At 43.2% G+C, this 26,015-nt stretch carries 21 protein-coding genes; 6 read left to right on the forward strand and 15 right to left on the reverse strand.

Annotated elements, in window-relative coordinates; genetic code table 11:
* The 12 genes from GO755_RS34765 to GO755_RS34820 form a co-directional block, all read right to left on the reverse strand.
* The gene (locus GO755_RS34765) at positions 1–792 is read right to left on the reverse strand and encodes a hypothetical protein (RefSeq protein ID WP_157590043.1); all 792 of its coding nucleotides are present in this window, start codon (positions 790–792) and stop codon (positions 1–3) included.
* Positions 789–2,678 (reverse strand): phage tail protein, encoded by a 1,890-nt coding sequence (locus tag GO755_RS34770; RefSeq protein WP_157590044.1) that lies wholly within the window; start codon positions 2,676–2,678, stop codon positions 789–791. The genes GO755_RS34765 and GO755_RS34770 overlap by 4 nt, the downstream gene beginning before the upstream one ends.
* A complete protein-coding gene (locus GO755_RS34775) occupies positions 2,660–3,316 on the reverse strand; it encodes a hypothetical protein (RefSeq protein ID WP_157590045.1) in 657 nt (218 codons plus the stop codon). Before GO755_RS34775 ends, GO755_RS34770 begins: the two co-directional genes overlap by 19 nt.
* Positions 3,317–3,389: 73 nt before the next feature.
* Entirely contained in the window at positions 3,390–7,634 is a 4,245-nt protein-coding gene (locus tag GO755_RS34780) for a tape measure protein (RefSeq protein WP_157590046.1), read from the reverse strand.
* Positions 7,635–7,772: 138 nt separating this feature from the next.
* Positions 7,773–8,366, reverse strand: a complete 594-nt coding sequence (locus GO755_RS34785; RefSeq protein WP_157590047.1) for a hypothetical protein — start codon at positions 8,364–8,366, stop codon at positions 7,773–7,775.
* Positions 8,367–8,499: 133 nt separating this feature from the next.
* Positions 8,500–9,015, reverse strand: coding sequence for a DUF6169 family protein (locus GO755_RS34790; protein ID WP_157590048.1), 516 nt, complete (start codon positions 9,013–9,015; stop codon positions 8,500–8,502).
* A gap of 602 nt (positions 9,016–9,617) precedes the next feature.
* The gene (locus GO755_RS34795; RefSeq protein WP_157590049.1) at positions 9,618–11,009 is read right to left on the reverse strand and encodes a helix-turn-helix domain-containing protein; all 1,392 of its coding nucleotides are present in this window, start codon (positions 11,007–11,009) and stop codon (positions 9,618–9,620) included.
* Between the two features lie 348 nt (positions 11,010–11,357).
* Entirely contained in the window at positions 11,358–12,107 is a 750-nt protein-coding gene (locus GO755_RS34800; RefSeq protein ID WP_157590050.1) for an antA/AntB antirepressor family protein, read from the reverse strand.
* Positions 12,107–12,487: a hypothetical protein gene (locus tag GO755_RS34805; protein WP_157590051.1), complete on the reverse strand. Its 381-nt coding sequence runs from the start codon at positions 12,485–12,487 to the stop codon at positions 12,107–12,109. Before GO755_RS34805 ends, GO755_RS34800 begins: the two co-directional genes overlap by 1 nt.
* A complete protein-coding gene (locus GO755_RS34810; protein ID WP_157590052.1) occupies positions 12,477–12,809 on the reverse strand; it encodes a hypothetical protein in 333 nt (110 codons plus the stop codon). The genes GO755_RS34805 and GO755_RS34810 overlap by 11 nt, the downstream gene beginning before the upstream one ends.
* A complete protein-coding gene (locus GO755_RS34815; RefSeq protein ID WP_157590053.1) occupies positions 12,802–13,617 on the reverse strand; it encodes an NUMOD4 motif-containing HNH endonuclease in 816 nt (271 codons plus the stop codon). Before GO755_RS34815 ends, GO755_RS34810 begins: the two co-directional genes overlap by 8 nt.
* Before the next feature lie 155 nt (positions 13,618–13,772).
* On the reverse strand, positions 13,773–13,976 hold the full coding sequence (locus GO755_RS34820; RefSeq protein ID WP_317166018.1) for a helix-turn-helix domain-containing protein: 204 nt from the start codon (positions 13,974–13,976) through the stop codon (positions 13,773–13,775).
* Between the two features lie 619 nt (positions 13,977–14,595).
* Here GO755_RS34820 and GO755_RS42080 point away from each other — a divergent pair.
* The gene (locus tag GO755_RS42080) at positions 14,596–17,073 is read left to right on the forward strand and encodes a polymorphic toxin type 44 domain-containing protein (RefSeq protein ID WP_157590054.1); all 2,478 of its coding nucleotides are present in this window, start codon (positions 14,596–14,598) and stop codon (positions 17,071–17,073) included.
* Between the two features lie 420 nt (positions 17,074–17,493).
* Entirely contained in the window at positions 17,494–17,736 is a 243-nt protein-coding gene (locus GO755_RS34830; protein ID WP_157590055.1) for a hypothetical protein, read from the forward strand.
* A gap of 306 nt (positions 17,737–18,042) precedes the next feature.
* Here the strand turns inward: GO755_RS34830 and GO755_RS34835 are convergent, their stop codons facing one another.
* On the reverse strand, positions 18,043–18,381 hold the full coding sequence (locus GO755_RS34835) for a hypothetical protein (RefSeq protein ID WP_157590056.1): 339 nt from the start codon (positions 18,379–18,381) through the stop codon (positions 18,043–18,045).
* A gap of 486 nt (positions 18,382–18,867) precedes the next feature.
* Between GO755_RS34835 and GO755_RS34840 the strand changes: the two genes are divergently transcribed.
* From GO755_RS34840 to GO755_RS34850, 3 genes are all read left to right on the forward strand, one after another.
* Positions 18,868–19,134 carry a hypothetical protein gene (locus GO755_RS34840; protein ID WP_157590057.1) on the forward strand — a complete coding sequence of 89 codons (267 nt, stop codon included), beginning with the start codon at positions 18,868–18,870 and terminating at the stop codon, positions 19,132–19,134.
* A 9-nt stretch (positions 19,135–19,143) separates the two neighbouring features.
* Positions 19,144–19,845, forward strand: a complete 702-nt coding sequence (locus tag GO755_RS34845; RefSeq protein WP_157590058.1) for a hypothetical protein — start codon at positions 19,144–19,146, stop codon at positions 19,843–19,845.
* A gap of 294 nt (positions 19,846–20,139) precedes the next feature.
* Complete coding sequence (locus GO755_RS34850; RefSeq protein ID WP_157590059.1) at positions 20,140–21,570, forward strand: Dyp-type peroxidase; 1,431 nt, start codon at positions 20,140–20,142, stop codon at positions 21,568–21,570.
* Between the two features lie 593 nt (positions 21,571–22,163).
* Here the strand turns inward: GO755_RS34850 and GO755_RS34855 are convergent.
* Entirely contained in the window at positions 22,164–22,640 is a 477-nt protein-coding gene (locus GO755_RS34855) for a hypothetical protein (protein WP_157590060.1), read from the reverse strand.
* 139 nt (positions 22,641–22,779) lie between these two features.
* Between GO755_RS34855 and GO755_RS34860 the strand changes: the two genes are divergently transcribed.
* Positions 22,780–23,358 (forward strand): hypothetical protein, encoded by a 579-nt coding sequence (locus GO755_RS34860; RefSeq protein ID WP_157590061.1) that lies wholly within the window; start codon positions 22,780–22,782, stop codon positions 23,356–23,358.
* A gap of 2,188 nt (positions 23,359–25,546) precedes the next feature.
* Here the strand turns inward: GO755_RS34860 and GO755_RS34865 are convergent.
* On the reverse strand, positions 25,547–25,951 hold the full coding sequence (locus GO755_RS34865; RefSeq protein ID WP_157590062.1) for a response regulator: 405 nt from the start codon (positions 25,949–25,951) through the stop codon (positions 25,547–25,549).
* Positions 25,952–26,015: the final 64 nt, after the last annotated feature.

Below are 26,015 nucleotides of genomic sequence, written 5' to 3' on the forward strand. Positions count from 1 at the left end.
TCATGTCGTTGGAATTATTTTTAATGATAATACCCCGCCCGCGTAATCGGAGACGCCGTCGGGGTAGTTGATAAGAAAATGGGTATTATCGGGAAAGGTCAGTTTCATGGTTTGATCCAGCCCTCCGGCCGCATCCTGCAACAGTTTACGAAACCGTCCACCGGGCAGATTGAACCCATGCAACTGAGGTGTACCGATCATATCGGCACTCAAATAAAACAAATGCTCGTTATCCACCGTGAGTCCAACCACCTCCTCATCTTCATAACAAAAAATGGCTTCAATCACCCGCTCATCCCCCGGAATCTGGCCGGTGCTAAAGGGAAGTAATAGATCAGCCACGTAGGTTAGATCCGCATCCGATGCCGCCGTGGTTAAATTTAGCAACGTGGGAATGACGCCATTCACTAATTCATAGCGCGTCAGGAGCGTATTCCAGTGCAAAACTAGGGGTTGCGCTTCGGCGGGAGCCGTTAGAATTACTGGGTATTGGGAGTCTTCGGGTGTCAGATCGCCGTCGGGCGTTGCCGACACTACCCGACCACTTTCGGTGAGCTCAATCGAGGCTGCCAGTACCTTTTGATACGAACCCGGCTCATCGGTCGGCAGTAGCGCATTTCGGGCATAGAGCCAGTACAGCACGCCGGTTCTCAGATCGCCCCCATCCGGGTCCTGATCGAAAATCAAATCTACCGACCAGTCTACCCAATCGGTAAAGAGCCCATCGCGTTCGATCCGATATTCCCAGTTGGGGCCTGTAGCCGTCCCCGTCGGCGCAAAGGGCTTACTCATAATTTCTTTATGGCAATGGCCTGAAGCTGACCAATAATTGTCTGTTTTACATTCTCGGGCGGTCCATCATACACGGCAACCTTTAGAAAATTGCGTACCAGTTGGTTATGCAGCAAAGGGGTAAACCCCTCGGGTACCGGTGTCGCTGATAAGGTATAATTCGTTGCGTGGGCAATGACACGAATTTGATCACTGACGGTTTGCAGAATTTCAGCTTTATTCAAAGCGGCAATATCCGTGCTGTTTTTGCCCACCAATGGATCAACCAAACCGCTCCCATTGAGCACCTTTGTCATATCCTTTTGGTGGGACAGAATTCTAGCCAGCAAAGGGACTTTGGGTGCATCACCAAGGGTAAGCGTGTACTTATACGGCCGAATCACATCCCTGGTAAACCCAATTATTCTTGCGTAGCGGTCAATGCCTAATTCCGTGTCAACTAGTCGAATCTGATCTCCGACTGAGAAAAAGTTGGGTGGATTGTCAATGGGAATTGACCCGGTATCATTGGCCAACTTTTGAAGGTACATTTCATCAAGCGTCAGCGAATACTCCACCGCTGGCGTACTGTTTTCGCGGAGCCATTGGGTGCCTGCGGCTAACAGTTGGGCTTCGGCGGCTTCGACGTATTCATCCGGCATGATGATGTCAGTCATCACGTAGGTATCACCCGCAGCAATGCGAAACGGGGAGCCATCAACCGGATCGGGAAAAATTTGACCCCGCTCATCCGTGAATGATTTAATCGTAAACGTCTTGGTGGTTGGATCAAACTTGACTAATTCAAAATCATAGCCAGCCAGTCCCCCCGTTTGAAAATGAATTTTTATAGTCAGACCATCAATTATATATTGATAGTGAGGCTTACTATTTCCATTCACGACATCATACCGATCAATGGCCAATGGGTTGAAGGGGATATCGGGATCGGTGAAGGTGAGTTGTGATGCTGAAGCGCCGACGGTTCCCGTTCGATGCGGGTAGACCTCCTCAAAAATCTGGGTACCTTCGATGAGGCCAAACGCAGCAATAGCCGCACTGTTATCAAGAAAGGAATCATCCAGCGAGGAGGTGCCAGAGCCCGCAAAAGGCAACTGTAAGCGTGTAGCATAGCCCCGGTAGCCACTGGGTAGGTTTTTACTTGAGCCAAATATATACGCCCGCGTCACAAAAGGCGTATTCTCAACGGATCGACGACTCAGCTCATACAAGCCCTTTCCCTGTCCATACTGGAACGTATACTCCAGTACCTGACCGGCAGGCTTAATGTGTAAGACTCGATTCGGCGCATCATTCGGTCGGTATTCAATTTGAAACTCAGTTCCCCACTCCGTGCAGAGTCGTTGCAGCACCGACAGACAATTCTCATTCTCGAAGGTGAGGGTTTTGGTGACCGTATCTTCCCCATCGATGGGAGGTCCAACAGTACCGGTATCATCGACTTCGCCGGGAATCTGAACCGTGCCAAGACCCCACGCTCCGCCAAAGACGCGGGCCATGTTACTCTGCAAAACGGTCGAGAAAAATTGGAGATTCCCGGTTAAGGAAAACGAAGAGGAAAGGGCGTTGCCACTGGTTGCCGAATCAAAAAAGATGACTCGGAGTAAATGGTACTGTGGACCCTCCAGTTTGACTTCGTACTCAAACCAATCCTCTCCTTTTCGGGTCAGGGCAGGCACTTGATTGGTGGTGTACAGCTGCCCAAATATGGGGACGGTCACCCCAATCCCGACCACTAACGGCGCCGTGGTTTTTACCGAAAATGTGAGTGTATCCGCATTCAATAATTCCTGTTTCTGTTCACCTTTTTCCAGGGAACGAACAGGCGCAAGGGCTAAAACGGGTACCTCGTCGCCATTGGACTGCCTTAATACAATCGGGGCCATAGGACAGTGAGGTTAGTTTTTGAATGTTCCGTGAATCGCTCCAGTTCGCCCGCGATGATTAAGTAATACAAGACCCCACTAGAGCCGCCATAATTGTGGGTGTAGGTCTGATTGGTACCTTGGGCAATGGTAACACTGCCATCCCCCCAGTGAAGTTTGACGGGCGTAACGGCGGTGATGGTAATTGTTGCAGTTGTTGCGCCTGCACCAACAAGAGTGTATTTAATGGGCTGTGGCTCGGTTAATTCCAGAGTGAACTGACCGAACATCTTTTTGCCCTGCCGCCATTTCTTTTTGATCGATATGCCTGACCGCATATAGATCTCATAGACCATGGGCTTAGCCGAAAGGACACTGATGCTCAGTCGCTGGGTTTCTGATTTGAGAAACTGCGCTTCCATGGCGTTAACTTTTGACACAAAATCAACCTCATCCGTAGCGACTAGACAACAGTCCAGTTTGATTTGGCGGGGTTTATAGCGCGGTCGCGTCAAGTCGACTACTTCGCCATGGGCGTCGGGCCACTCCACTGTAAAGGGGTCTTTTAGCTCCAGTCCATCCAATATCCCATCCGAACCTGATACAATCACGCCGAATTGAGAAAACAGAACCCCATTTATGGAATAGATTACGCTCATTACCTTACGCAGTTATCTGCTTGTATTATAAGCAGTTTAAAAGCCCATCAAGTGGCTACTTGAAACCCATTAATTATAAAATTCCTTTGGCGCGAAGGCCATCATTCAAGCCTGAGATCGTTCCATCGATCTTTTCAAGCAGGTCATTGGTCTTTTCAATTCGCGCTGTGTTACGGTCTATATTGCCAAGTACTAGCAGCTGCTGATTGATTAGTTGATTCGTATTAGCCTGCTGTATTCGCATCGCATTCGCCTGACCAACCAAAAGGCTGGCCGTATCCTCCTGTATGCTTTTTACCGCATTAGTGGCCGCAGTTGCTGAAGATGCGCCCGACCCACTTGGCTTAAAAATATCCAATCCATACTGCTTAGCGGCATCCTGCGCATCGGCAAGCCCCTGATTAAAGAGTTTCGTGAGATCATCCGCCTTGCCAAAGAACCGGCCGAAATCATCCACCCAGTTATTATCTCCGTTTGGCCCAACCGATTCCTCCAGTTCTTTCTGCAACTGATCGAATTGCTTCGAAAAGACCTGATTGAAAATGAGTTGAGATAAGAGATTATCCAGGATCTTGGAAACCGAATCACCAAAGGCTTGAGCCGAATTAGTGCCATCCTCAAAAGCACTAACGAGCGAGTTACGAAGGTCATCGCCGAGCGAACCGGCCAAAGTACTGATGACTTCGTGGATAGCTTGTTTTGCTTCGTCTATTTGCTTTTGCCAGTCGAGGGTGGTTTGGAGTAATTGTTTAGTAGCCTCATCGACGGAATTGGTTGAGATTAGGCTCTCGGCCAAGGCGCTATTCAGCTCGTCTACTCCGTTTGTGCCTTTTTTAATTAAGTCAGGATATACACGAAGTAAGTCCGCAAACTCCTCTTCCTTTTTACTGGCCGAACCAAAAATACCCGCCACGAAACCCGCGACCGCACCAACAACGGTTCCTACACCGGGAAGTATAGCCGTACCAATAGCCGCGCCTGTTAAGGTGGATTTAGCAGCAGCGTTCCGATCCAGTGAATCGATGAGCCCTACCTTAGCCCGACCTTCTGCCAGCTTTTTCAGGGATGCCTGGTATTTCTCTTCAGCGTCAGTGAGTTTTTTATAGTTATCCTGAATCTCACCTACATAATCTGTTGTGAATACATTTTCCCGATTTTTGGCCTGTAAACCAAGTTGTTCATTCAGCAGGATATTATACTGCTCTTGTTGAGCAATAACAGATTGATAGTACTCTGTTTCAGCCTGCTTCCTTTGCTGATTGGCGGTAGCAATGCCATCAATTAAGCCGATAAGTCCCTGAACGCCAACAGCAATTCGCTCGGTAGCAGTAGCCCCTTTTTTGGATGCCTGAGCAATTAAATCGACACTTGAGGCAAGAACGACTAACATACTTCCAGCCGCCCCCGCTTCGCCACCTAATTGGGAAAGGGTCTGCCCTAATTGACTGATGGCTGATGTATATTGACTAACAATATTGGCGGTACCTGCACTGAACGTTTTTTGAAGTTCATTTAGTTTTTTCTGGGCAGTCTTGTACTGTTCACTATTTGCTCCAAATTCACCAAGGGCACTCGCTACAAGATTCTTTTGTTTTTCAATTTCAACCCGTTGCTGTTTTCGCCCTTCCTCAACAATAACCTTGGTCGTGTTTCGATAAGCTTCCGATTCTTCAAATTTGCGTTGCTTAAACTCCTCAAATTCCCGTTGCTCTTTCGTATTGATGTCGGCAAGGGCTACTTCATATGCTTCAGTTCGCTGACCATTATACTCCTTATCAAGCCCTAGTCGCAGGTCGTTATATTTCCTCCTAATGGCTAACTCCTGTTCACCGGAACTAGCTGACGATTGCAAAAATTGATTAACCTGATCTTTGAGTTGCTGCTCAGTTTGTACTTTCTCTTCAGCGGCTCGCTTGTTGATGGCAAAGTCCTCCCCTGTTGTCGGAGTTTTGCCACTTAATTTATCCTGTATTTCATTGAGCTTTACCAGGTAGTCGGCTAAACTCTTGGACTCAACCTGTGCCTTTTGGAGACTCTCATTGAATACATCAATAGGTGATTTCTTTTGCTTTATTGTGTCTCGTTGCTCTAGTAACGAAGCCAGATTGGTCGTTTGGCTTGAAGTCAATCCAGCGTTATCACGCTCGTTTTCCAGATTCGCAATTTGGGTATTTAAAAAGTCGAGGTAGGATTGGCCAGATGCTTTAAGGTCAGCAAATTGACTGTCAGCGGCTTGTTGCCCATAGGCTTCAATCCATTTTGTGTATAGTTCATACTTGGCTTTTTTGTCTGCTATTTCCTCGTCGAAACTTTTAATAGCCAACTTCTTACGTATCTCCTCGACTTGCGCATCAGCGGCAAGTTTCTTGGCATTAAGTTGGTTAAGTGTAGTAGTATCGGTTTTGGGAGTTTTTGAAATTAATTCCTCGAAGTGCTTACTTACGGCTTCGTAGTAAGACAGGGAACCAAAGGGGCCGGTTTTGTCAGCTTCCTTTTGGGCCTTCTTTTCTTCTGGGGTTAATTCTCCGGTTAATCGACGCCGTTGAGCTTCAAGGGCGTCGATTTGGCGTTGGATTTGAGAGTTTTTGGCGTCAGTATTATCCAGACTCAACTGTTCCCTTTGGGCAGATATAGCCTCATCTAACTGCTTTAGGGTTACTGCCCGAACCTTTTGCTTTGTGGTTTCGGCCTTGACGGTGGAATTGGCGGTTTCATCATTGGCCTTCTGTTCTAACTTTAATTGTTCACGATAATCCTGCTCTTGTTTAATTTTATCAGCATTCAGTTTTTTATTCTGTTCGGCTATTGCCTTAGATGAATCAAAAGAACCGTCACTTCCTGCCTGAGCAAGAAGAAGTGATGCTTTGTCAAAAAAACTGATTTCATTTTTACCGGCCTTGGCTTCGGATTCACGTCGAAAAGACTCTGTAAATTTTCGATCAAGTTCCTGTTGCTCATATTTTCGCTTAAGTGCCTCCACATAATCATTAATAGATTTAGTGCCAGCCTGCGTTTTAACACTATCTAGCGTTAATGCACTGAGATGCTCAGGCGAAAGGGCAATAAGGTCTTTTAGGGCTTTATTTCGAGCATCACGACTTAGCTTTTCGTTTGTGATTGTAGTTTTGAGTTGTTCAATTTTAGCCCTTTCTGCATCGGCTTGAGAGTTGGCATTTTCCCTCGATTCTTGCAAGTCTAGCTCTGCCTGTTGAGTAGCAGTCAGTTCTTTTTTATAAACAATAAGAGCTGTTGTAACGGCTATAATGGCAGTAGCCGCAATTACCCAAGGACTAGCCGAAGTTGCCAGGTTAAAGGCAATTTGAGCGTCTTTTGCACTTCGTATGGTCGTTGCCAAACTAAGCCACGCCTGAACGTTTCCCGCTACATTTGCAGCCGCCTGAACAACACTGGTCAAGACAATGGCACTTTTATACGCGCCGTAAGTGGCGATTAATACTTTTAATGGATTTAGAATTTGCTCATAACTTTCAACTAAGCCCGTTGCGCCTGTAATGGCACTCGCTAAAAGGTCTTCATTATCCTTGCCGATTTGATTTAACATCGTATCCCATGCCGCGGCAAGATTTGAGGTTAGCCCTGTTAAGGATTTGGCTTGTTCAGCCATCATACCGCCGAAATTCAACTTACCCGTACCATCTACTAGGCTTGTGATCGCCTGCTCAACTAAATTGAAACCTATCTTGCCATCAGCAACGAACTGGCGAACATCCTTGTCATTAATTTTTAGTAATCTGGAAAATTCGGGCGTCAAATTTATCCCCCTCTCTATCAGCTTGTTTAGATCATCCTGTTGCGCCGTTCCCTGCGTTTTTATCTGGCTATAAGCAGCTACTAACTCCACCAAATTCGACCCCGTTCCGGCGGCAATATCCCCTAGTTTGGTCAGTGTTGGAATAATGCTTTGCACGCTAAACCCATAGGCCAGCATGAGTTTTTGGGCCTTGGCTACCTCATCTAACCCGTATGGTGTCTTGTTGGCAAACTCAATACCTTGCTTTAAAAAGGCATCTGCTTTGGCACGTGAGCCTAATAATACGGCGAACGAAATTTCTAATTGCTGAACTTCTGACCTTACCTTAAATAGTTGCTGAGGTAATTCCGAAAGGCCAGCAAACGCAAAAGCACCAGCGGCAAGACGACCTAAATTTTGAAAGGAGTCGTCAATTTTTTTCGTCTCCCGAACTGAAGTGGTGGAAAACCCCCTTATCCTTCGCTCCATTTCGTCCAACTGCGCATGGAAGTTGGCGGTGTTTATGAGGGCGTCGAAGGACAGGGCACCACTAGCTGATGAATTCACGACAAAAGCAGTTTATAAACTGCTTGCAATATAAGCACTTCATAACTAAAAGTAATAATGAATTACTTTTAGTTATGACACATTGTTGAAGCTATTTGTTGACTACCTTAATAAGGTAGAATCGGGGATTTAGGGTGATTACAGATGTGCCAATAAAGCAAATTGGGTTGGCCGAAACATCACTACATCATAAACAAGTGGGCCTAAATTCGGGTCAGTCTGAACCTTTTCTCGTTTAACCTCAGCCTCGACCCCTCCCTTTATCCATATATCTGAAACACTCCTCTTAGACAAATACCTTTGTCCATAGTTCTTTGTGAGGTATTTTTTTAAAACCAATGAGCCAATTGGGGTTGCACTTGTAGTCCCATGTGCAAGTAACTTCAAGGCGACTAATTCATCTTTATCAAACATGGGTATAAATAATGCATCTATGCTATCTGGTAAAGAATCCGCCTTTATTTCATACGAATAATCGGTCTTGCTGTACTTAAATAACGTTTTATTTTGCACTAACCTGGCATAATTATAATTATACTGCTGCTTGCTCATCCCAAACTTAAAGCCCAGGATGATATTACTATCCACCTTAGCCTTCAGGTTTTCCCGCCTAACGCTATCTATCTGATCGCCAGAGAAGGCAAAGGTTTTATTTGTACTGGACTCTGCCCCCTTTTGGCAACCAAAGAACAACGGGAGTATAAACAGCAACAGTATGAGAAGGCGTACCATTTTAGACCAAAGGAAGGTTTTAGGTAGCCAATATAGAGGAAGGATTGTAGTTACACAAAAAGGGGTAATTACATGTAGATACATTCATTAGCCAAGCAAAAAAGGTCAATCTGCCCAGATTGACCTTTTTTTATTATTTACCTGAAAAAATCTCAGAGAACTCCTCTTCAATCTCTATCATATAAGGGTTGCTTTCGTGGTATAAAACGGCACCATAGGCCCGCAAGCCCGGATTTTCATACTTTTTACGGAGTACTCCAACAGTGCTAAGGTACTTACGGTACCACCTGCCAAAAGTTACGCTCCTGTGGCGCTCAAGTTCATTGGTTAAATCGCAGCTATAAGCTATAACAAGTAGCGGATTAGCTTGAAAGAGTTTTTTTAGCTCGTCCATTATTGTTAGCTCAAGCCTAGGATCACCTTTGAGACTAAAGGCTGTTGGTCGGCTATAACCCCTGAGCGGAAGAACTGAAAGGGTTACACAGTTTTCGCCAAAAGGTTGTTCAGGGAAGACCTTAGCATTAGACTGAACAAAGAGTTGATAAGTGATACCTTGGTCAGTATCAAATAGGAAACCATCTTTATTTACGCGTACCGGGTAAGGAGTATGGGTTGATAAACTCCGTTCCTTCGGGCTTCTTGGATTCATCGCCAGACATGATATATTCCACGAGCTTCTTTTTGTCCTCAATCATTTTCTTTAGAAAATTTTTGGGACGCTCTGCGACCTTGTTCATAGCTCAGCCTCTTTGAGTTATGGTGAAGGCATTAAAGCATCGCAGAAAATGGGTAGATTACTACCTATTCGTTAGGTAGCCTACTACACCCGTTTCTCTACCGACAGCCCCTTTGCCGAATTAGATTTCGTGATGTTGGTGCATCAACACATATACATAGTGATGATGCAGATACAAGTACTAAAAAACAAAGTAGTACTACAGATAAAACAGATATAACACTTCAATAAACAAACGTACAGAAATGGAACAAAGTTTACAAATGCAGAATATACTAGTGAAGGTAGAATAGGAGAAGTTGGTATACCTCGCGATTTTAGTGGAAAAGGAAATAAAAGTATTATAGAATGAAAAAGAGGAGATACAGAACGAAAAGATGGTTTTGCAATTGAAACAAAAAATGATTAAGGCGTGCAGTTACCCAAGCGCAGCTAAAACATGTAGCTACATCAAATATTGCCGCTTGGTAAGGAAACAGCCCGACGGCGCATAGAGTGCTGTCGGGCTGTTTTGGTTAGTCTACATATTGCCATTTGAAACCGCCGTGAGAGGTTTTGGGGCGGTAAGCACTAATGGCTGAATCATAAACCTTGCCTCTGCATGCGCACTGTATACCGCTAATACTATGCCCTAACTCTTCTTTAATATCTCCCACATGTTCCCATGTTCGCAAAGTTTGACCGCTTTCTAAATCAATCTGAGCAATCTTTTTGCGGCACTTCTCAATAGCTCCCCTTTTTAATAAAGCTTGCCTTTCGGGGGTCATTGGCCTGCCAACCTTAGCGCGATGCTCAGGGGAGAGTGATTTACCTTTGTGCTTTTCACTTATAAGTTTTTTAGTATACTCTGAAAGTTTTCGACCGTAACAGGGGTTATCCTTGCCATATTTCCTTGGTCGCCTTTTCATAATCTCTGCAACATCCGGCCTTTTTATACCCCTGACAGTTCCGGCAACCTTTGCAATGTTATAGCCAATGCCAGGTTCATAGCATTGATATAAATCCATCCAATACTGCTCTCTTTGGTCAATTGCCGAAAGATCGTCAACTCTTTCTAAAACCTCAAAGGCGAAGTTTCCGATGCCGTATTTTTTGAGAGCCTTAGTGAATAATCCAGTTGCAATCATCTCCCTGTGACTGTAATATCGCTTGTAAATATCCTGGGATTGACCAACATATATTTTGCCATTGATCTTGTTGGTGAACTTATAAATGCCCGAAAATTTGCATTCGGGTAACTCTTGAGGGTCGTAGTTGGGATTGAACAATTGACCTTCGGGTACTTCCTTTTTCGGCCAGAGCTGCCGAATCTGAACACCATTCTTTTTGATTGCATTTCGAACAGTATTGGCTGAAATACCCAATCGTTTGGCAATTTGCTCTGAGGATTCCCCGTTTTCATAGTCAATGGCAACTTGTAATTGCTGGTCATCTTTCAGCCTATAAACACTGCGCCTTTCAATGCCCGACTCTCGGATAATTTTAGAAATAATTACATTACTGAACCCAATCTCTCTGCCAATCTCATAGCTGTTTTTGCCTGCCTTATAAGCTTCCAGTATGTAGTTCTTTTGCTCGCTTGTAAGGTGTTTCCGTTTAATGTTATAACCTGCTTGATTCATAACATTTGCGACAGTTTCTTGAGCCACATCAAATTCCTTACTAATCTCAAGGCTAGATTTTCCACTTAAATAGGTGGCGACTATCTGTTGCTTGACTTCTGAGGTAAGGATAGCCTTTTTCTTGCCATACCTTTTCCTAGTAACGCCTGCTTCATTAGTAATCCTATTAACAGTGTTGCTATCTATTTTAAATAAAGCGGCAACTGATTTAATTGTCCCTCCACTTAGGTAAGCCTGAATAATCGACTCGCTCGATACGTTGGCTTTAGTGTATTGATTTGCCATTTCTTTTCTTCTTTACTAGTTTACAAAAATTCTTTGGGTAACTCTCCGTCTGCTCATGGCAGGAATGGCATAGGGTTTGGCCGTTCAATAGATCCCACAACTCAGGACAGTCCATAGCTTCTTCAATTGACCGCACACCTGATTCCTTTACAAGGGTTGATAGCTCCCGTTTGTGATGTGCCTCAATGATCCTTTTGCGTCCATTCCGTTTCCCACACTGTTGGCACTGGAAGCGGTCACGGATAAACACAGCCCGCTTCCACTGCTCGTACTGAGGGAGCTTGCGAATAGATTGGATAAGGGCAGTCTTACCACCCTTATCCTTTCGTTCTGAAACTAACATTTTGCTTACTCCTCGACGTACTTCAGTTCCGCCATGATTAAGCCGTACATTTTATCGAGGTAGCCGTACCGCTCAATGGCATCCAACAAGGACTCCCCGTTTAGGCGAATCAATCGGTAGACGTTCACACTCCACACCTCGTTAAGCCTTTTGTACAGGTAGTTATACGTTTCCCCCTGTTCGGCTCCGTGATACCCGCAGTACTCATTAACCCGATGCTTCACCGCCTGCCGCAAATCCGAAGCGGGGCGCTTTGGCGAAGGACTGGTAAGTAAAGGGGTTCTTTTAAGGTGTGGAGGGGCCGAGGGTCTGGGTAAACGAACGGTACCCCGTATACTTTCCACGTCGGCGCGTAGGGAAGCCAGTTGTTGCTGATAGTCGGCCATGAGCTGAGTTTGTTGACTCACTAGCTGGATTAGGAGTTGCTCATTGGTGGGAGCGCTGACAAGCTGGCGCAACTGCTTTTCTTTTTCAATGAAGTATAGCCGTGCTTCTTTACCCTTCTCCGTTCGCTCCACCATAGCCAGTTCCTTGGCCATATCCAGTGTGAGCGCGTAGTCCAACTCACGACCACCGTTTTCTAAATTTTTAGAAAGCGTAACAAAGTCTTGCCCCTCCACAAATCCGTACTTATGCACCCGATTTTTAAACCAGTCAGCAAACTTGGACTTGACCTCCAAAAAGCCGTACAACTCACGAGCCGACTTCACCTTTGGGCCTTGCTCATCGGTGGTAATTTGAATTAGCTCGTTCATTAGGGCTTTTCGGGTAAGGTGAGGATATTAGTTTCTTCAGGCCGAATCTCCTCCTTTTTGATGCAGTCATAAGGAAACCATGACCAGGAGTTGTGCATGGAGCCGTCAGGCCGGGAGTAATAGGCGTGGAAGTGATGCCAAACGATACCGAGTCGTTCCGCGTTCTTATTGAGATAAGCGCGAATACCGCCCGCTTGTTGTTCAATATCATCCCCCCATACAACATGCGGGGCCGTGATATTAATCTCCCCTTTGGAGCCATCGGCATATAACAGGTCAACATGTACGATTTGACTGCCTTCCATCCTCCCAAACGGGTCACTAGTGTACTTTGGAGTTTTGAGGGGAGTAGGTGGTGGGATTAGGGCGTTACTGCGCATGGCTCACCTCCTTTTTGGACTCTTGTACGAATAGATCATGCGTACTTCTCAGTTCGGACAAAAAGCAAATGAGCCGCAACGTGCCGAATAGCTCACGGGGTTGATGCTCCTTCTCCAGACTATAGGGGTAGGTTTTGAGCCATAGCTCCAGCATGTCCGATAAAGCCGGAATGATCGATTCGTACTCAAAGTAGGAATCAACTAAACCGACCAGTTCGGACTTGATTTCGAGAAGACTTCTCTCGCGCCGACTATCCAGCGAAGAAGGGGATTGGGCCGCATTTTGGGCCATTGGTGGAGGTGGGGTGAAGGGTTTATTCATGACTAGTGGAGGCTTGAGAAGTTAGAGGAGTGGCTTGGTGTACATTTCTGTTAGCTCTCGCTAAAATCTTTCTAATGGCGTTCTCGGAAAGGCCGTAACGCTGAGCGATCATAGCCGTAGTTAAACCTATGGCCTTACGCGTCCGATAGTCGGATATTATGCCTAAAAGTGTTTTCTGGCTATGCCGATTTGATTTACTGTGCTGGCGAAGGATTTTCTTTACCCCATCAATGGACAGCCTATAGGTAAGGCTTAACTGTTCAATGGTAAATTGTCGGGGCTGGGTATAGTAGTCGCTAATAATGCGGTTTACTATATGAGCAGGGGTAACTTTCGGCTTTCCTCCAAAGCCTGGGTTGTTTTTAACGGCGTGATCAATGTTTTCCTGGAGAGTGACCCATTCAAGGTTTGCCCACGTATTATTTCGACGGTTACTGTCTTTGTGGTTTACCTGTGGGAGCCCCAGCGGATTGGGGATAAAGGCCATCGCGACAAGACGGTGAACAAGTAGATGGCGCTGTGTCGCTCCGTCGTAAAGGACTGTTCTTTCGTAGCCAGTGTTGATAATTCGAGTTTTAAGGATTCTGCCTTTTACGAATTGCGGCAATGACCTAACTCTGCCCTTGCTCGAAACTTGGTATCGACCTTCAAATCCGACTACAGGCCGCCATATTTCGATGGCTAAATCAACGGGGATTGGAACTTGCCTTTTGTAAAGCTGTAGCGTAATTCGGGGCGTTTTTTTCGCCTTCTGTCGAATAAGGGGTATATAATTCCCCTTACCCGTGTACATTTGTACCGTGTTCATTTTAACCTAGCAGTTTAAATGCTCACAAGGCCCCGTATCTAAGTTTGGCGACAGAAGTACGGGGTTTCTTGTTGTTAATGGATACGCCCTTCGTACCTCATTGACAATTCAAATATACAAAAGTAAGATTATATTCTTACAAAAGAGGCAAAAAATTATTCAAAAATAATTCTGACTTTGACCTCAAGGCTTTCTGCTACCTTTTGTATGGTATCGAGTGATAAATTAGCAGTGCCATTTTCATACCGACCGAAAGACTGTTTAGTTATTCCCAGGGCCTGGCTTAAATCTCCCTGAGTCATCCCCTTTTTCTTTCTGATTTCCCGAATCAATTTACCAGTATCCCGCTTTAAATCCACTTTTGTAGTTATTAAACTCCTATCAAAGATACCTGAAAATAAGATTATATTCTACCTTTTGATTGAAACTATATCCTTACTTTACCAAGCGGCAATATTTAATGTAGCTACTAATGCATTAATCTTTTCGCTTCTGTACTTTCTTAAATACGGGAAATATCCCCAGTAAAAACGGGAATATCCCCATTGATCAAATCAGCAAACAGAGTAAGTAAGATTTTTTACTTTAATTCTTAGAAAAATTAAATTTTTCTAAGAATTAAAGAACTTCAGCATTATTTTCATCTTGTAAGATAATATTGAGTTATTGTATAAATTTTAAGCACCTTTACTATTAAAAATAATTAATTAAAAATCTAACATATCTGTATAAAATGATCATTCCCACAAAAAATAATACTCATTTAATAATGTATATAATTCCTCAAAATTTATAACCGTATCTCCTTTATAAGTTACCGAATCATAAATTTATAAACTTTTCAATATTGGAATTTTCGGAGTTGGACAGTCAAGAAAATAGCTGGATACTTGTCTCAAAAAAAGCCCCACTTCAGTTTGGAGACCGGACGTAGGGCTTTGACTCGTTCAATGTTTAACCATCAAACAACCAAATGTAGTGAAAAAATTATACGAATCTACTCCTCATCAAAGGAGAGTTACTCTAACCATTGTGCTGATCTTCGTGGCGATCATCAGTACATGGGCACAATGCTCTGTTAGCAGCCCCAATGGCTCAATGGATTATGCCAACTGCGATGGAGTTGGAGGCTGGGCCTTCGATGGAGCAAACCTGAATCAACCCATCACCGTTGATATCTATGTGGATGGCACTAAGACCTATTCCGGTATTACTGCCAACGGAGATCGGCAGGATTTGGTAGGAGCATTCGGAAACGCAGCAGCTCGCTATCACGGATTTAATTACAGTTTCCCCGCCAATGCCTCCTGGAAAAATGGCCAACCTCACACCATCTCGGTACGGATCTGCGGTACATCGAATGACATTGGGGGTTCACCCATGACGGTCAGTGGCTGTAGCGGTGGCAGCCAACCTACCAATCCACCAACCGGGACTTGTAATTACACAGAGGGTCAGTATTTATTCACTACCGCTTGGGGCGAGTCAGTTTATGCCCATTTCTACAACGGGAGTTTGTTTGCGGCTTATCAGGACGGGAGCAACTTCAAACCGCAGCACTGGTTGGCAGCCACGGGTCAGATGGACCAGAATACAGCCAATTGCTTTGTAGAAAATGATCCGCACAATGGCGGTTCAACCAACCCACCATCCAATCCAAATATAGTGCCCATACCACCCGCTAGTGGTAACTTTGCAGGTAATTTTGACTATGCTGACTGTAGCGTTATCAGTGGCTGGGTAATGAATCTTAACAAGCCAAATCAATCCACAAGAGTTGACGTTTATGTCAACGGTTGGTTAGTGGCTACCAATGTGATGGCCGTTCAGGGACGCCAAGACGTGGCCAATGCGTATGGTATAGGCGGAAACAAAGCGTTTGGTTTTAATATACCGTTGCCTAAAGGCTACCACAAGGGGGTGGCACTGACCATAGCGGTTAAGTATGCGGGAACGAGTACCAACATACCTGGAAGTCCTAAAACAACAACCGTTTGTGAGCAGTACCAAACACAGGGTGACGCCAATCCAGATTGTAACACCGGTATAGCTCGAATACTTCCTGGAAGCGGAAAAACCCTTTCAGCAACCCTTGCACGGACAGGAACCTATTCACTAAAACTGAATGCTAACAGCGCAGGTCGTCCGTCGGCGTTAACTAGTCAGCTCATTTCTGTTAAACAAGGCGATCTATTCACGCTTGATGCCTATGCATCCGTTCTAGCGCCCAGCGAGCGTAATCTAAAGCCTCAGCTCACTAAAGCTGTAATGGGAGGTGTATTGACCGGCTTAGTCCTTACCAAGAATCAGTCTAATCAGCCTGACCAACACCGGTTGGCTGAAGTACTACCCACCCTTGGCGTTAGTTCGGCTTTGATGCTACCGCTCATTAAATCCTTACTGACCAGCCGTTGGCCGAATGCCACGCTTGAGTTAGCTTTTTACGATAAGCAAGGCCATTTTGAATCTCGGCAGCAAGTCGGGCTTCCCAAAACGGCCTATGGTGATTGGCAACTGCTTCACATTGAAGGACGGGCTACGCAGGATGGTTACGTTAAATTTCGTTTACAAAACCATAACAAAATACCCGTTTACCTGGATGATATAACGTTTCAGGCTAAGACTGTTTCGCCAACCAATGAATTAATTGCGGAAGCGGTAGCCCGCAAATGGTCATCAACAGGTGGGTTTCCAGCGTCAGTCTCCACGGCTCCTGAAGAGATTTACCGGACAGGAGATCCTTGTGAAACAGGGGGCGGGGGAGACTACGGAACAATTGTTGATCAGTGGTATCGTGATCCTTTAAACGGGAATTTGCTTTTGGAGGTAGATGTTCGGGCCACTGCGCCTACCTATAGTCTTAGTCCGACCGGTGGCATTATCTATATAGACGCTCAAGGAAACGCCTTTCCTGCTACCGCAGGAGCGAATGGCAACCCTGGTGGAAATGATTTGGCAGATATGACCTTTTTGTTTAATCAGCAATTAGAGCAAACGAAAATCCACTTCTGTCAGCAGGCCGCAGCGATCCGAGCTGGTTATCCTACTCCACCCAACTGGGCTGCTCCAGGTGATCCTCAAAGCGGTGAAGTCGCAGCTCTCCTCCATGCATTTGTTAATGACGTTAGAAACAATGCACCCTATGATTTGAAAACGCATGGCTATGCCGCAAGCGATATTGGTACCGTAAGTGCGTACAACGGATCGGTTTACCGATATGATGATTACGGTAATATCAATTTTGGGATTGCTGCAGCCGCTTCGGGCATTCCCTTATCAGTTGCTGTGTGTGGGGCAGGTATCTATCAATTTGTGCCCGGTTCAGGCCCAGTGGATTTCGGTAATTTAGGCGGTTGTGGGGATGATAGGCAGGATTCAGCAATGATTCGCATGGGTTATCAAATGTTTATCGGGTGTGATAGTGCTGTACGCACCGATAATCGCGAGCAAAATTAGCCAGTAGATATGGCGTGTCAGTTAAGGATCTCATGAGTGTACTATCTTAATGGTTGATCCTTAACTGACACTTTATAAACGTTTAAATTATAGTTTTTCATGCTGATCTATAAATGCGGGATAGGACTATCATTTGTTTTATTGATGTCTTTTGCTAGCCGTTTTTCTCACCAAGTACCCAAAAACAGAGATAAGCTAGTCTTTACTAATTCGGCGGAGTCAGTGCAGGATTCTCTATTACTTTTACGGCGTATTTGTGAATCGATTGAGCCGATAAAATTTACCAACTGTATTATTCATGAATACGATGGTACATTAGTCTTAAATAGAAAGAATTTAGGCAAGCTCGATACCGTATCCATAGCCAATACCGGTTTTATAGGCTTGACTAAAGGGAATGCCCGTCATGTACTTTCGGTCATGAAATTCTTACGACGGAACCGTATTTCAGGAGCCTATCATGATGTTGGTTTGGGTTTCTGGTTTTATAGTTATAACGATGATCCCAACTACGGACGTTACACTCAAATTCGACCAATCTACATTTGGGATGTACCCGCCGATACCTTAAAGCCTGCTTTTCAATACTTTACCAAAATACTGGATCGGAAGAAGCGCATGGTTCTTGTCGGTTTAAACGACGTCCCTTACCGTAAGTTTTAAACTGGTTATGCTTCCCAATGTTGATGGGTACCCGTCCGTAAACGGCTAGATAAATACACGATGTTGACGGTTGCAACTACCAAAGCGGGCCAGCTATCAAATAGCCTTTCCTGACCGGGTCCGTTGCAGGTTATTTTTCTTTAATCAGTTCACCAAATTCTGCTTGGCGGTGCCGTAGCGTTTGGCAATGAGCTGTTGAGTGGAACATTTAAATGCTTACTCGATGGCATCTTCCCGAACAACTCGGAAGCCAAGCTTGGTGTAGACTGTTGAAGCCTTTATCATGAACAGCAAGTGGTCAATTAGCTAATAAAGTATGATATATGATACTATTTCGAAGCTAATCAATATGGCTAAATAAACAAATGTCACTTCTAACTTACGGTGAGAAACGGATACTTGCTGCGGATCATAAGCAACGAACAGCCAGATTAGCCGAAGTAACCAGAAAACAGCTGTCAACATGCCACTTACGAATGACAGAAACACAATCGGCATCCAATACGGGTAAGTGTCAGGCCAGAAATGATCGGCCCAGACAGCTACAAACAAACCCAGGCAGGAAACCGCTCCCGACAATAAGACATAGCCCAAGCGAAGCAGCTTCATGGCCGTCAGGTTAGTAAATCTTTCTGTAGTACTCATGAATTTCGAGCAATTGAGACTAGTTTTTGGCTTCAAATTCATCGTCTATGTCGTTGAGCATTGCAATGAAGCCGAACTCTATCATATCAATTAACCATAGGTCGGTCAATTGATTTCGAGCCGATTTACTTTATTTTGATAGAGTTAAAAATAAACTTCATATTAACAAAAGAAGTAGTAAAACTAAAAAATCTAGACATTACAATGGTGAGTCTGATAACGACAATATTACCATCTCAGCGCCAGAGCAGGTATTAAAGGGAATAAAAAGTGATCAAAAACAGGGTAGCATAAAACTAACTGACAACTTCGTTATTCAGTAAAGTGGTCCAATTTCAAGGGCGCAGTGTATTTCAACGATTTTGTCTTCACTAAACTGACTCTTTTTCATGGTAATCCATTGGTTAGTTGAAATTTACGATTTTCTACTTTCCAATGGTTACCTTTTAAGGGAGGAGGACAGGTATTATATTAATAATAAAAACTATGTCTACTAATTCTAACGGAGAAGATATTGAATTCATGCTTGAAAAATTTAAGCCTGAACGTTATGCTTACCTTTCAATTACCATAGCATCTTTTATTATATTACTTATTTGTGTTATTCTCTTTATAACAAAGAATGAGATGAATGAACGAAATGTCGGTTATGTAGCAGGAATGGTAGGTTCTAGTGGGGCTATTACATATACTGCGTCGCAACTTTTGAGAATGTGGAGTGATTGCATAAACTATTTCCTAAATAAAAAATGAACTACTCAAATGCAGATAGACAAACAATCTTTAATTTCTAATATAATTTACAAATCATCTATCCTTAGAATTATTGGCTTAGGATTAATATTAATTTCATTTATAATATTTATATTCTTTATTGCCTATCAAGAAAATGAAATTCAATATAAAGAGGAACAAAAAAAAGAGCAATATAAAACTATAGGAATTTTACTCAAAAAGAATGATAGCCTTGATAGAGTAGTACAGAGAGAAAAATTAACAATTGGCAATGAAAGTTCAAGAGTGGTTGATAATAGTAAAGAAATTATTATTACTGGTAATGATGGCAGTTCGATAATAATTAATCCTAAAGTGAAACCTATAATTGATGAAAGGATCCATATTAGTAGTTTTAAAATACTGCCGCTATATTTAAAAAAAGGAGATAAAGTTTTAATTCAAGCTACTGGTAAAATAAGTGTTGGCCCCAATATAGGAACGTCTGGCCCAGAAGGGAAAAATTCAGGTGGATTATTTGACTTTCCATTAAGTCAGTACAATATTGTAAAAGAATTTCCTCATGCAACACTGATGTTTAGATATGCAAATGATACTTCATGGATTGATTGTGGAAAAGAGTACAATTTTACGGCAGAAAAATCTGGATTTTTAGAATTTGAAGTTAATGACCTGGAAAAGAGTAACAATGAAGGTGCTTACCAAGTAGAGATAAAGGTGTATAGGTAAACTATTTCTCTCCCAGTTATTTCTAAAGTGACAAAGCTTCTGAATCTTTCATAGCTAGTATTAGCCTAAAACTGCTTGCAACATAAGCATCCCATTACTTTTAGTAATGAAGGTTATAAGGTAATGTTATAAGGTATTACGTAAAAATAATAGAGGTCTTCGCATAAAAATACGGGAAATATACCCTTGATTACCAGAAGCTTAATGCGGTATTTCACCCTCACCAAACAAAGTCAGTTTCTTACTCTATTTGGTGAATACTTTCTACTAATTAACCTCTAACCGCTTAATCTTATGGTACTACTAACAGACAAAGAAATTGACATCCGGGATTTAAAATACTTTAAATTCTTGTCTAATCTTCAGGGAAATATCTTAAAAGGTCATGGACGTAATCATACCAACAACATCTTTATCCAATTCAATAAAGGTAAAGAAAAGGAGGTTAAGGCATGGTTGAAATCATTTACTGAAGATCATGTCACCAGCGCGCTCACTCAACTCAAGGAAACAGAACTATTTAAACGAAACAACATATCTGGCGGTATTTTTAGTGCCGTATATGTTTCCGCCAGTGGCTACAAATACCTGCAAGGGACAACGACTTTACCTACTACATTTGAGAAGCCGTTTGTTGACGGAATGAAAAACGCCCAACTGAATGATCCATCCCCAGCAACCTGGGATCCTGGATTGGCAGATGATATACACCTAATGATTTTAATTGCCGACCCCGATTCAGATAAGGTCAGTCTATTAACTAAGTCTATTTTGGATCTAATTTTAGATAATGGTAATAATAATAAAAACCCATTGGGTAAGATCCTTACAATCGAATACGGTAGTGCTATACGTAATGTAAATGGTGACGGGCTGGAGCATTTTGGGTATGTTGATGGGATTAGCCAACCTCTGTTTTTAAAGGATGATGTCGCGAGCTATAATCAGAGTTTAGTGCCAACTTACACACCTACGGCCAATAAATTTGATGTTTCAGCTGAATTAGGGTTGGTTATTGTAAAAGATCCCTTTGTAAACGATCCTCAACAAGATACTTATGGAAGCTACTTCGTGTTTAGGAAGCTAGAAGAAAAGGTACGTGGTTTTAAAATAAATGAAAAGCTACTGGCTACCTCTTTGGGCTTGAAGGGTGACGATAGGGAAAGAGCAGGCGCCATGATAATTGGCCGGTTTGAAGATGGCACACCTGTAACGTTAAGTCCAGAAGCAGGGATCTATCAAAGTGGGATTGCCAACAATTTCAATTATGATGAAGATACAAAAGGGGCAAAATGTCCTTTTCATAGTCATATCCGTAAATCAAATCCACGGCATCCCGGTGATAATAAACATGTCATGGCACGGCGAGGAATTACTTATGGCCAGCGCGATACCAACACGGATATAGATCCAGATTTTGCTCAAATGCCAACGGGTGGTGTTGGCTTGCTATTCATGAGTTTTCAGCATAGCCTTATAAATCAATTCGAGTTTATTCAAAAAACTTGGGTGAATGACGTTAATTTTCCAATTCCAAATGCGGGGAAAGACCCTATTATAGGGCAAACAAAGCCTCCTACAAGCAGTAGTACAGGCGAGTTTGCCAGAACCTGGGGGGATGCGTCTTCAATGAAACCCGCATCAACTTTCCCAGACTTTGTTACTATGAAAGGAGGGGAATACTTTTTCGCTCCCAGTATACCTTACCTACTAGCATTAGCCTAGGTTAAGTTAACAACGACTAAAGGCTTTGGTATGCAAATACAGAACAGCCGTTACCTGATCAGGTAACGGCTGTTCTGTATTAAGGCTCCACTAGCCGCTTAAGTTATTCAAATCTGCAAACTTAGCCTTGATTTCAAGACTAAGTGAACACCCCTCAAAGTCCTAAATCTTTCATCATTTAATTGTTTTACCAATTATTAGTAAGGTAATTAAATTACAAGTTCTTTCTATCTTTGATGCTTATAGTGTAAGCACTTCTAAACCTCTGCTTGTGCTTACGGTATGAGCACTAGCAGAGGTTTAGAAGGACAATGGATACAGAAATCTCACGAGTACCACTGCAATTGGCTATTAAGGATATATGCCCCCTATCGGCTGAGATATTGGCTTTATGGTTCACCGGCAAGAACAGGGAGCTTCGAGAACACAGCCTGCATCCTCCAATTGACTTTAATTGACACTCTCCTCCCTAAAGAGCCGGGGCTTTCTTGAATTTATCCCGTAAGCCCGTTTTAAAATTTTAGGTAGCTAGCAACATCCTTGATCGACGGACATCTAAGCTCGAATAGTTTGTCTCTCATTTTAGCGCTCTCTCATTTGCGAGTCAGCTCAAAGCCAATTTCGCCATTAGAATTGCCAAACTCTAGCCGTATTCGATTGCACTCGTTAAGCACCGTATTGTAGTAACTCGTTGCTGAACCTGCTTTGGTCAGTTGATAAACGGCAAAGTATACGTTAGTATCGGTGGGAATAGGAACAGTGGCTGCGGTATTGTAGGTTTTAGCCGTTACTACCCCGCCCACATCAAGCCGATTTTCAAATAAGGAGTCTGGGTCAGCGATATTTTTTTGTGCATCAAATGAAACGGTGCCGGTCCTAACCTTATTCTCCCGATTAAACGTCTTGAAATGCCAAGTGCCGATAATATTTTTTTCAATGGGCTTCCCAGGGCAATCGGTCGAAATGGGAGATTCTTTAGGGGGCGTTAACGGATGAATTTCTTGCCTACAGGCTAAGATGCCAACTAGCACACCAACTAGAATAGCAGGGTATCTAAACAGCTTTTCCATATAGATCAGATTTTTAACTGTATAACGACTCGTTCAACTATTCCTTATGTTACTTTTTTATTATTTTTTTAATAAATATTTTGTTTTTATTAATATAAAACCAAAATTAGCAACTAGTATCAACTAAATATCTCGCATCATGAAAAAGGTATCGCTTTCCCTCGTAGTTTTTTTACTCATAGGCTTCATGCTAAGCTGTCAAGAGAATAAAAAAGATGAAGCCGCTGTCAAGCCTGATAAAAATGGTAGAGCCAGAAGAGCATGTCCCAATAATTCGATCAACTACGCATTTATTAAACCGGATGATGATTATACCTATAATGGCGATGGTTGTCAGAGTTTCTATGTCCACAGAGGGAGTACCCGGCAAATCAAAGTCAAGTTTGCTAATACCACGGGGTCAATCCAATATCAGCAGATGTATATAGTTATGCCCTACAATCCAACTAGCATAACCTATTCCGTCGCTTCTGTTACCGGTGGCGCTACCGCTGTTTATACCCCCTATCCAGTCAGTGGTAATGGCTCTTCTATTTTATGGTACATAAATGATGCATCGCCCTATACAACTTATGAATTAATACTTAATGTCACTGGAGTTACGGGAGGGCCTGCCGCTGAAAATGGGCTACATCTGGTTCCAATTTATCCCTGTACACCGACAGCAGACACAGATTGTGACGCCGATGAAAATATGCACCTAATATTGACAAATTAGGCTTTATTAAGGTGATTAGTTGTTTTATTCTCAAAACAGAAAGACCGCTTTAAAGGCGGTTTTTTTGTTGCTACAGGTGGTTTCCAAAGGACAAATCTGCTACTATTGTGAGTTTAGGTAACGACCCGTTTCTATCCAATAGATTACTTCTTGCTGAGTTTGAAAGCTAGGCCGCAAAATGTCGGGACGAGGGGCCGTTTGATGAAAGGGTAAAAGGGAAAAGATAACTTGGTACGCTTGTTCATAATTAGGTGCATGAATTACTTCTATCTCCGCACTGGGAACGCGTGAACGGGGCTCTCGCAAGAGCATAAATAAACTACCCTGAGTTTGCCCATTAACTTTGTGAAGCAAGTAGGTAAGCAGCACGGGGTTATTCAGATTCCCCTTTGCCCAATTATAGACTTCAGATAACGGATGGTTAGTCATAGAGCTTCAGGCATCGACTTCGTGGATGATAACGACTTTAGTAGGGCCAGTAAGAGCTAAGAATGACAGGATCAATTAAAGAACATACTCCCCGGTTAGCCAGGCAGGGACTTACTTTGTTACCCATTTCTGATTTCTCAATCCTTTAGGGCGAACCGCACAATCTACAATATATTTAGAAGCCAAAAAATGGCTAAATATAACGATGGGAGCTGACGGGATACTCCCAAACGGCCCTATGTTGTAGCAAAATAATGGCCGTTTGTTTGAAGAAAGGTCATTATACTATTTCGTCTTTTCTTCTTAAAGTGCGAAAGTAACTATTCATTTGACCTCTCTCCTTCCCTGAAAGTTAACCTTTGGGCATTTCCCAATAACTAAATTTTCATATTTCCTTGAAGAGTGCGAATATAGGATCACGTTGCCGGATCTTACCGCAAAAGCTACTTCCCTGCTGATAAGTTTACGTTTGAAGAGGTCGCTAGTTGCTAAACTGCTTGCAATCTAAGTACTCCATAACTAAAAGTAATGATAGTTATAATGGGAGGCTATAGGAATTAATAAAGGCTGCTGAGGGGGCGGGCTTTTCTCACCTACAAAATCCTGTTGTTGACCATCCACATGGGGTCATTCACAACATTTTCTTCAACTAGTAACCGAACCTATGTTACTTTTGGCTACTTGTTCACAGGCAACTTTCTCTTTTTAACCTCAAAGCCCCTGGCCAGCTATGGCAGGGGCTTTTCCATTGTCTCAGTTTCTGCAACAAATTATGCCTTCAGTGAGTAATAGAGGCCAGTGATAATTTAACAATCAGGTCAAACACCCGTCATCTGCTTAGAGGGCGGTTGTTTCGTTATCTAGCACCCTTATTTACAGGTAACTTTTCTCCTAAAACGTGTTCTATACTTAGAAGTGATTGACTTTTTGTCAAGTATTGGTTTCTACAGCCTGTGCCTACTGGGTACGGGCTGTTTTCGGATCAAAAAAATGCCGATTCAATCCAAGTCGGCATTTTGTATTTTTATCCAATCCCACACATGGGCTATTCATTATTGGGTATCCAAGTCGGCTGTCAGTGTGTTTATACTAGTTGACAAAAAAACGCTAGCTCCAATCGGAACCAGCGTTTCCGTTTCTATCTACATTATTAACCTTCCTAAGGGAGACTAATTTGACCTTGTAACTTACACAATGCCAGAGTAAACACTATTAATATACTATTAAAAAATATCGACTTAGCGAGCTTGACGCTTGCTATAGCTAACAAAGCTTGATGTTACCGAATAATAAATAAATTAACTTATTATCTAAACAGTAACTTAACGTGTTGATTGCTTGAGAAGGCAAGCTCTTATGGGTTAGACAAAAATGCTAGCGCTACTGAGAGTGCTAGCATTTTTTTTACGCAATCCCACAAATTTTCTCCTCTTTCATTAGCGGAAGCCAAAGTAGTACGACGCTACTTAACAGCGCCTGCCACCCGCGAGCGCAACGTACTGCTTGACACTCCGGCTTAAAGACCGGAGCTTTCTTGAATCTATCCCGTAAATGTTCGTAGGCTTTGGGTTATGCCCTATTTTTCGCGAATAGGTGGAACAAAAAAATGCTAACTCTAAAAGAATCAGCATTTCTATACATAATTAAACGATATCCCTCTATGAACAGCCAACGAAGCTCGGCACGTTGTCATTTCACTTGTTAGCTTGCTTTTATAACCACTAACCAATCAAAAGGTTGTCATTTCACCTATTAGTATTCAGCTCAACTCCCAATTCTCACGTAAGGCCTGCACCATTTCTCGCAATTGCTCGTAAGTGAGCGGCTTGGTCAAAAAATAATTCGCTCCCAACAACATACAACGCTGAATGTCATTTGCCTCCGAGGAGGTAGTTAGCATGACGACCGGCAGATCAGCATAAGCCGCTACCTTGCGTAACTCTTGCAGCGTCTCAAAGCCGTCTTTTCGGGGCATGTTGATATCCAACAAAATGAGTAGTGGCAGTTCATCGCATTCAGATAGCTTAGAAAGTAGCTCTTCTCCATCGCTGAGAGAAAGGACATGAATAGGGGGTGATTCTTCCTGGAAAGCAGCGCGAATAAACTGCTGATCGTCTTCATCGTCGTCAACGACCCAGACGGTAGGCGCTATAAGAGATGGCATGGAATGAAGTGTTAAGTTACGGATAATGGCAATGTTACCAATTATTCAACGGGGGAACAAGTAC

The sequence above is a fragment of the Spirosoma arboris genome (genome assembly GCF_009754945.1).
Lineage (GTDB): Bacteria > Bacteroidota > Bacteroidia > Cytophagales > Spirosomataceae > Spirosoma > Spirosoma arboris.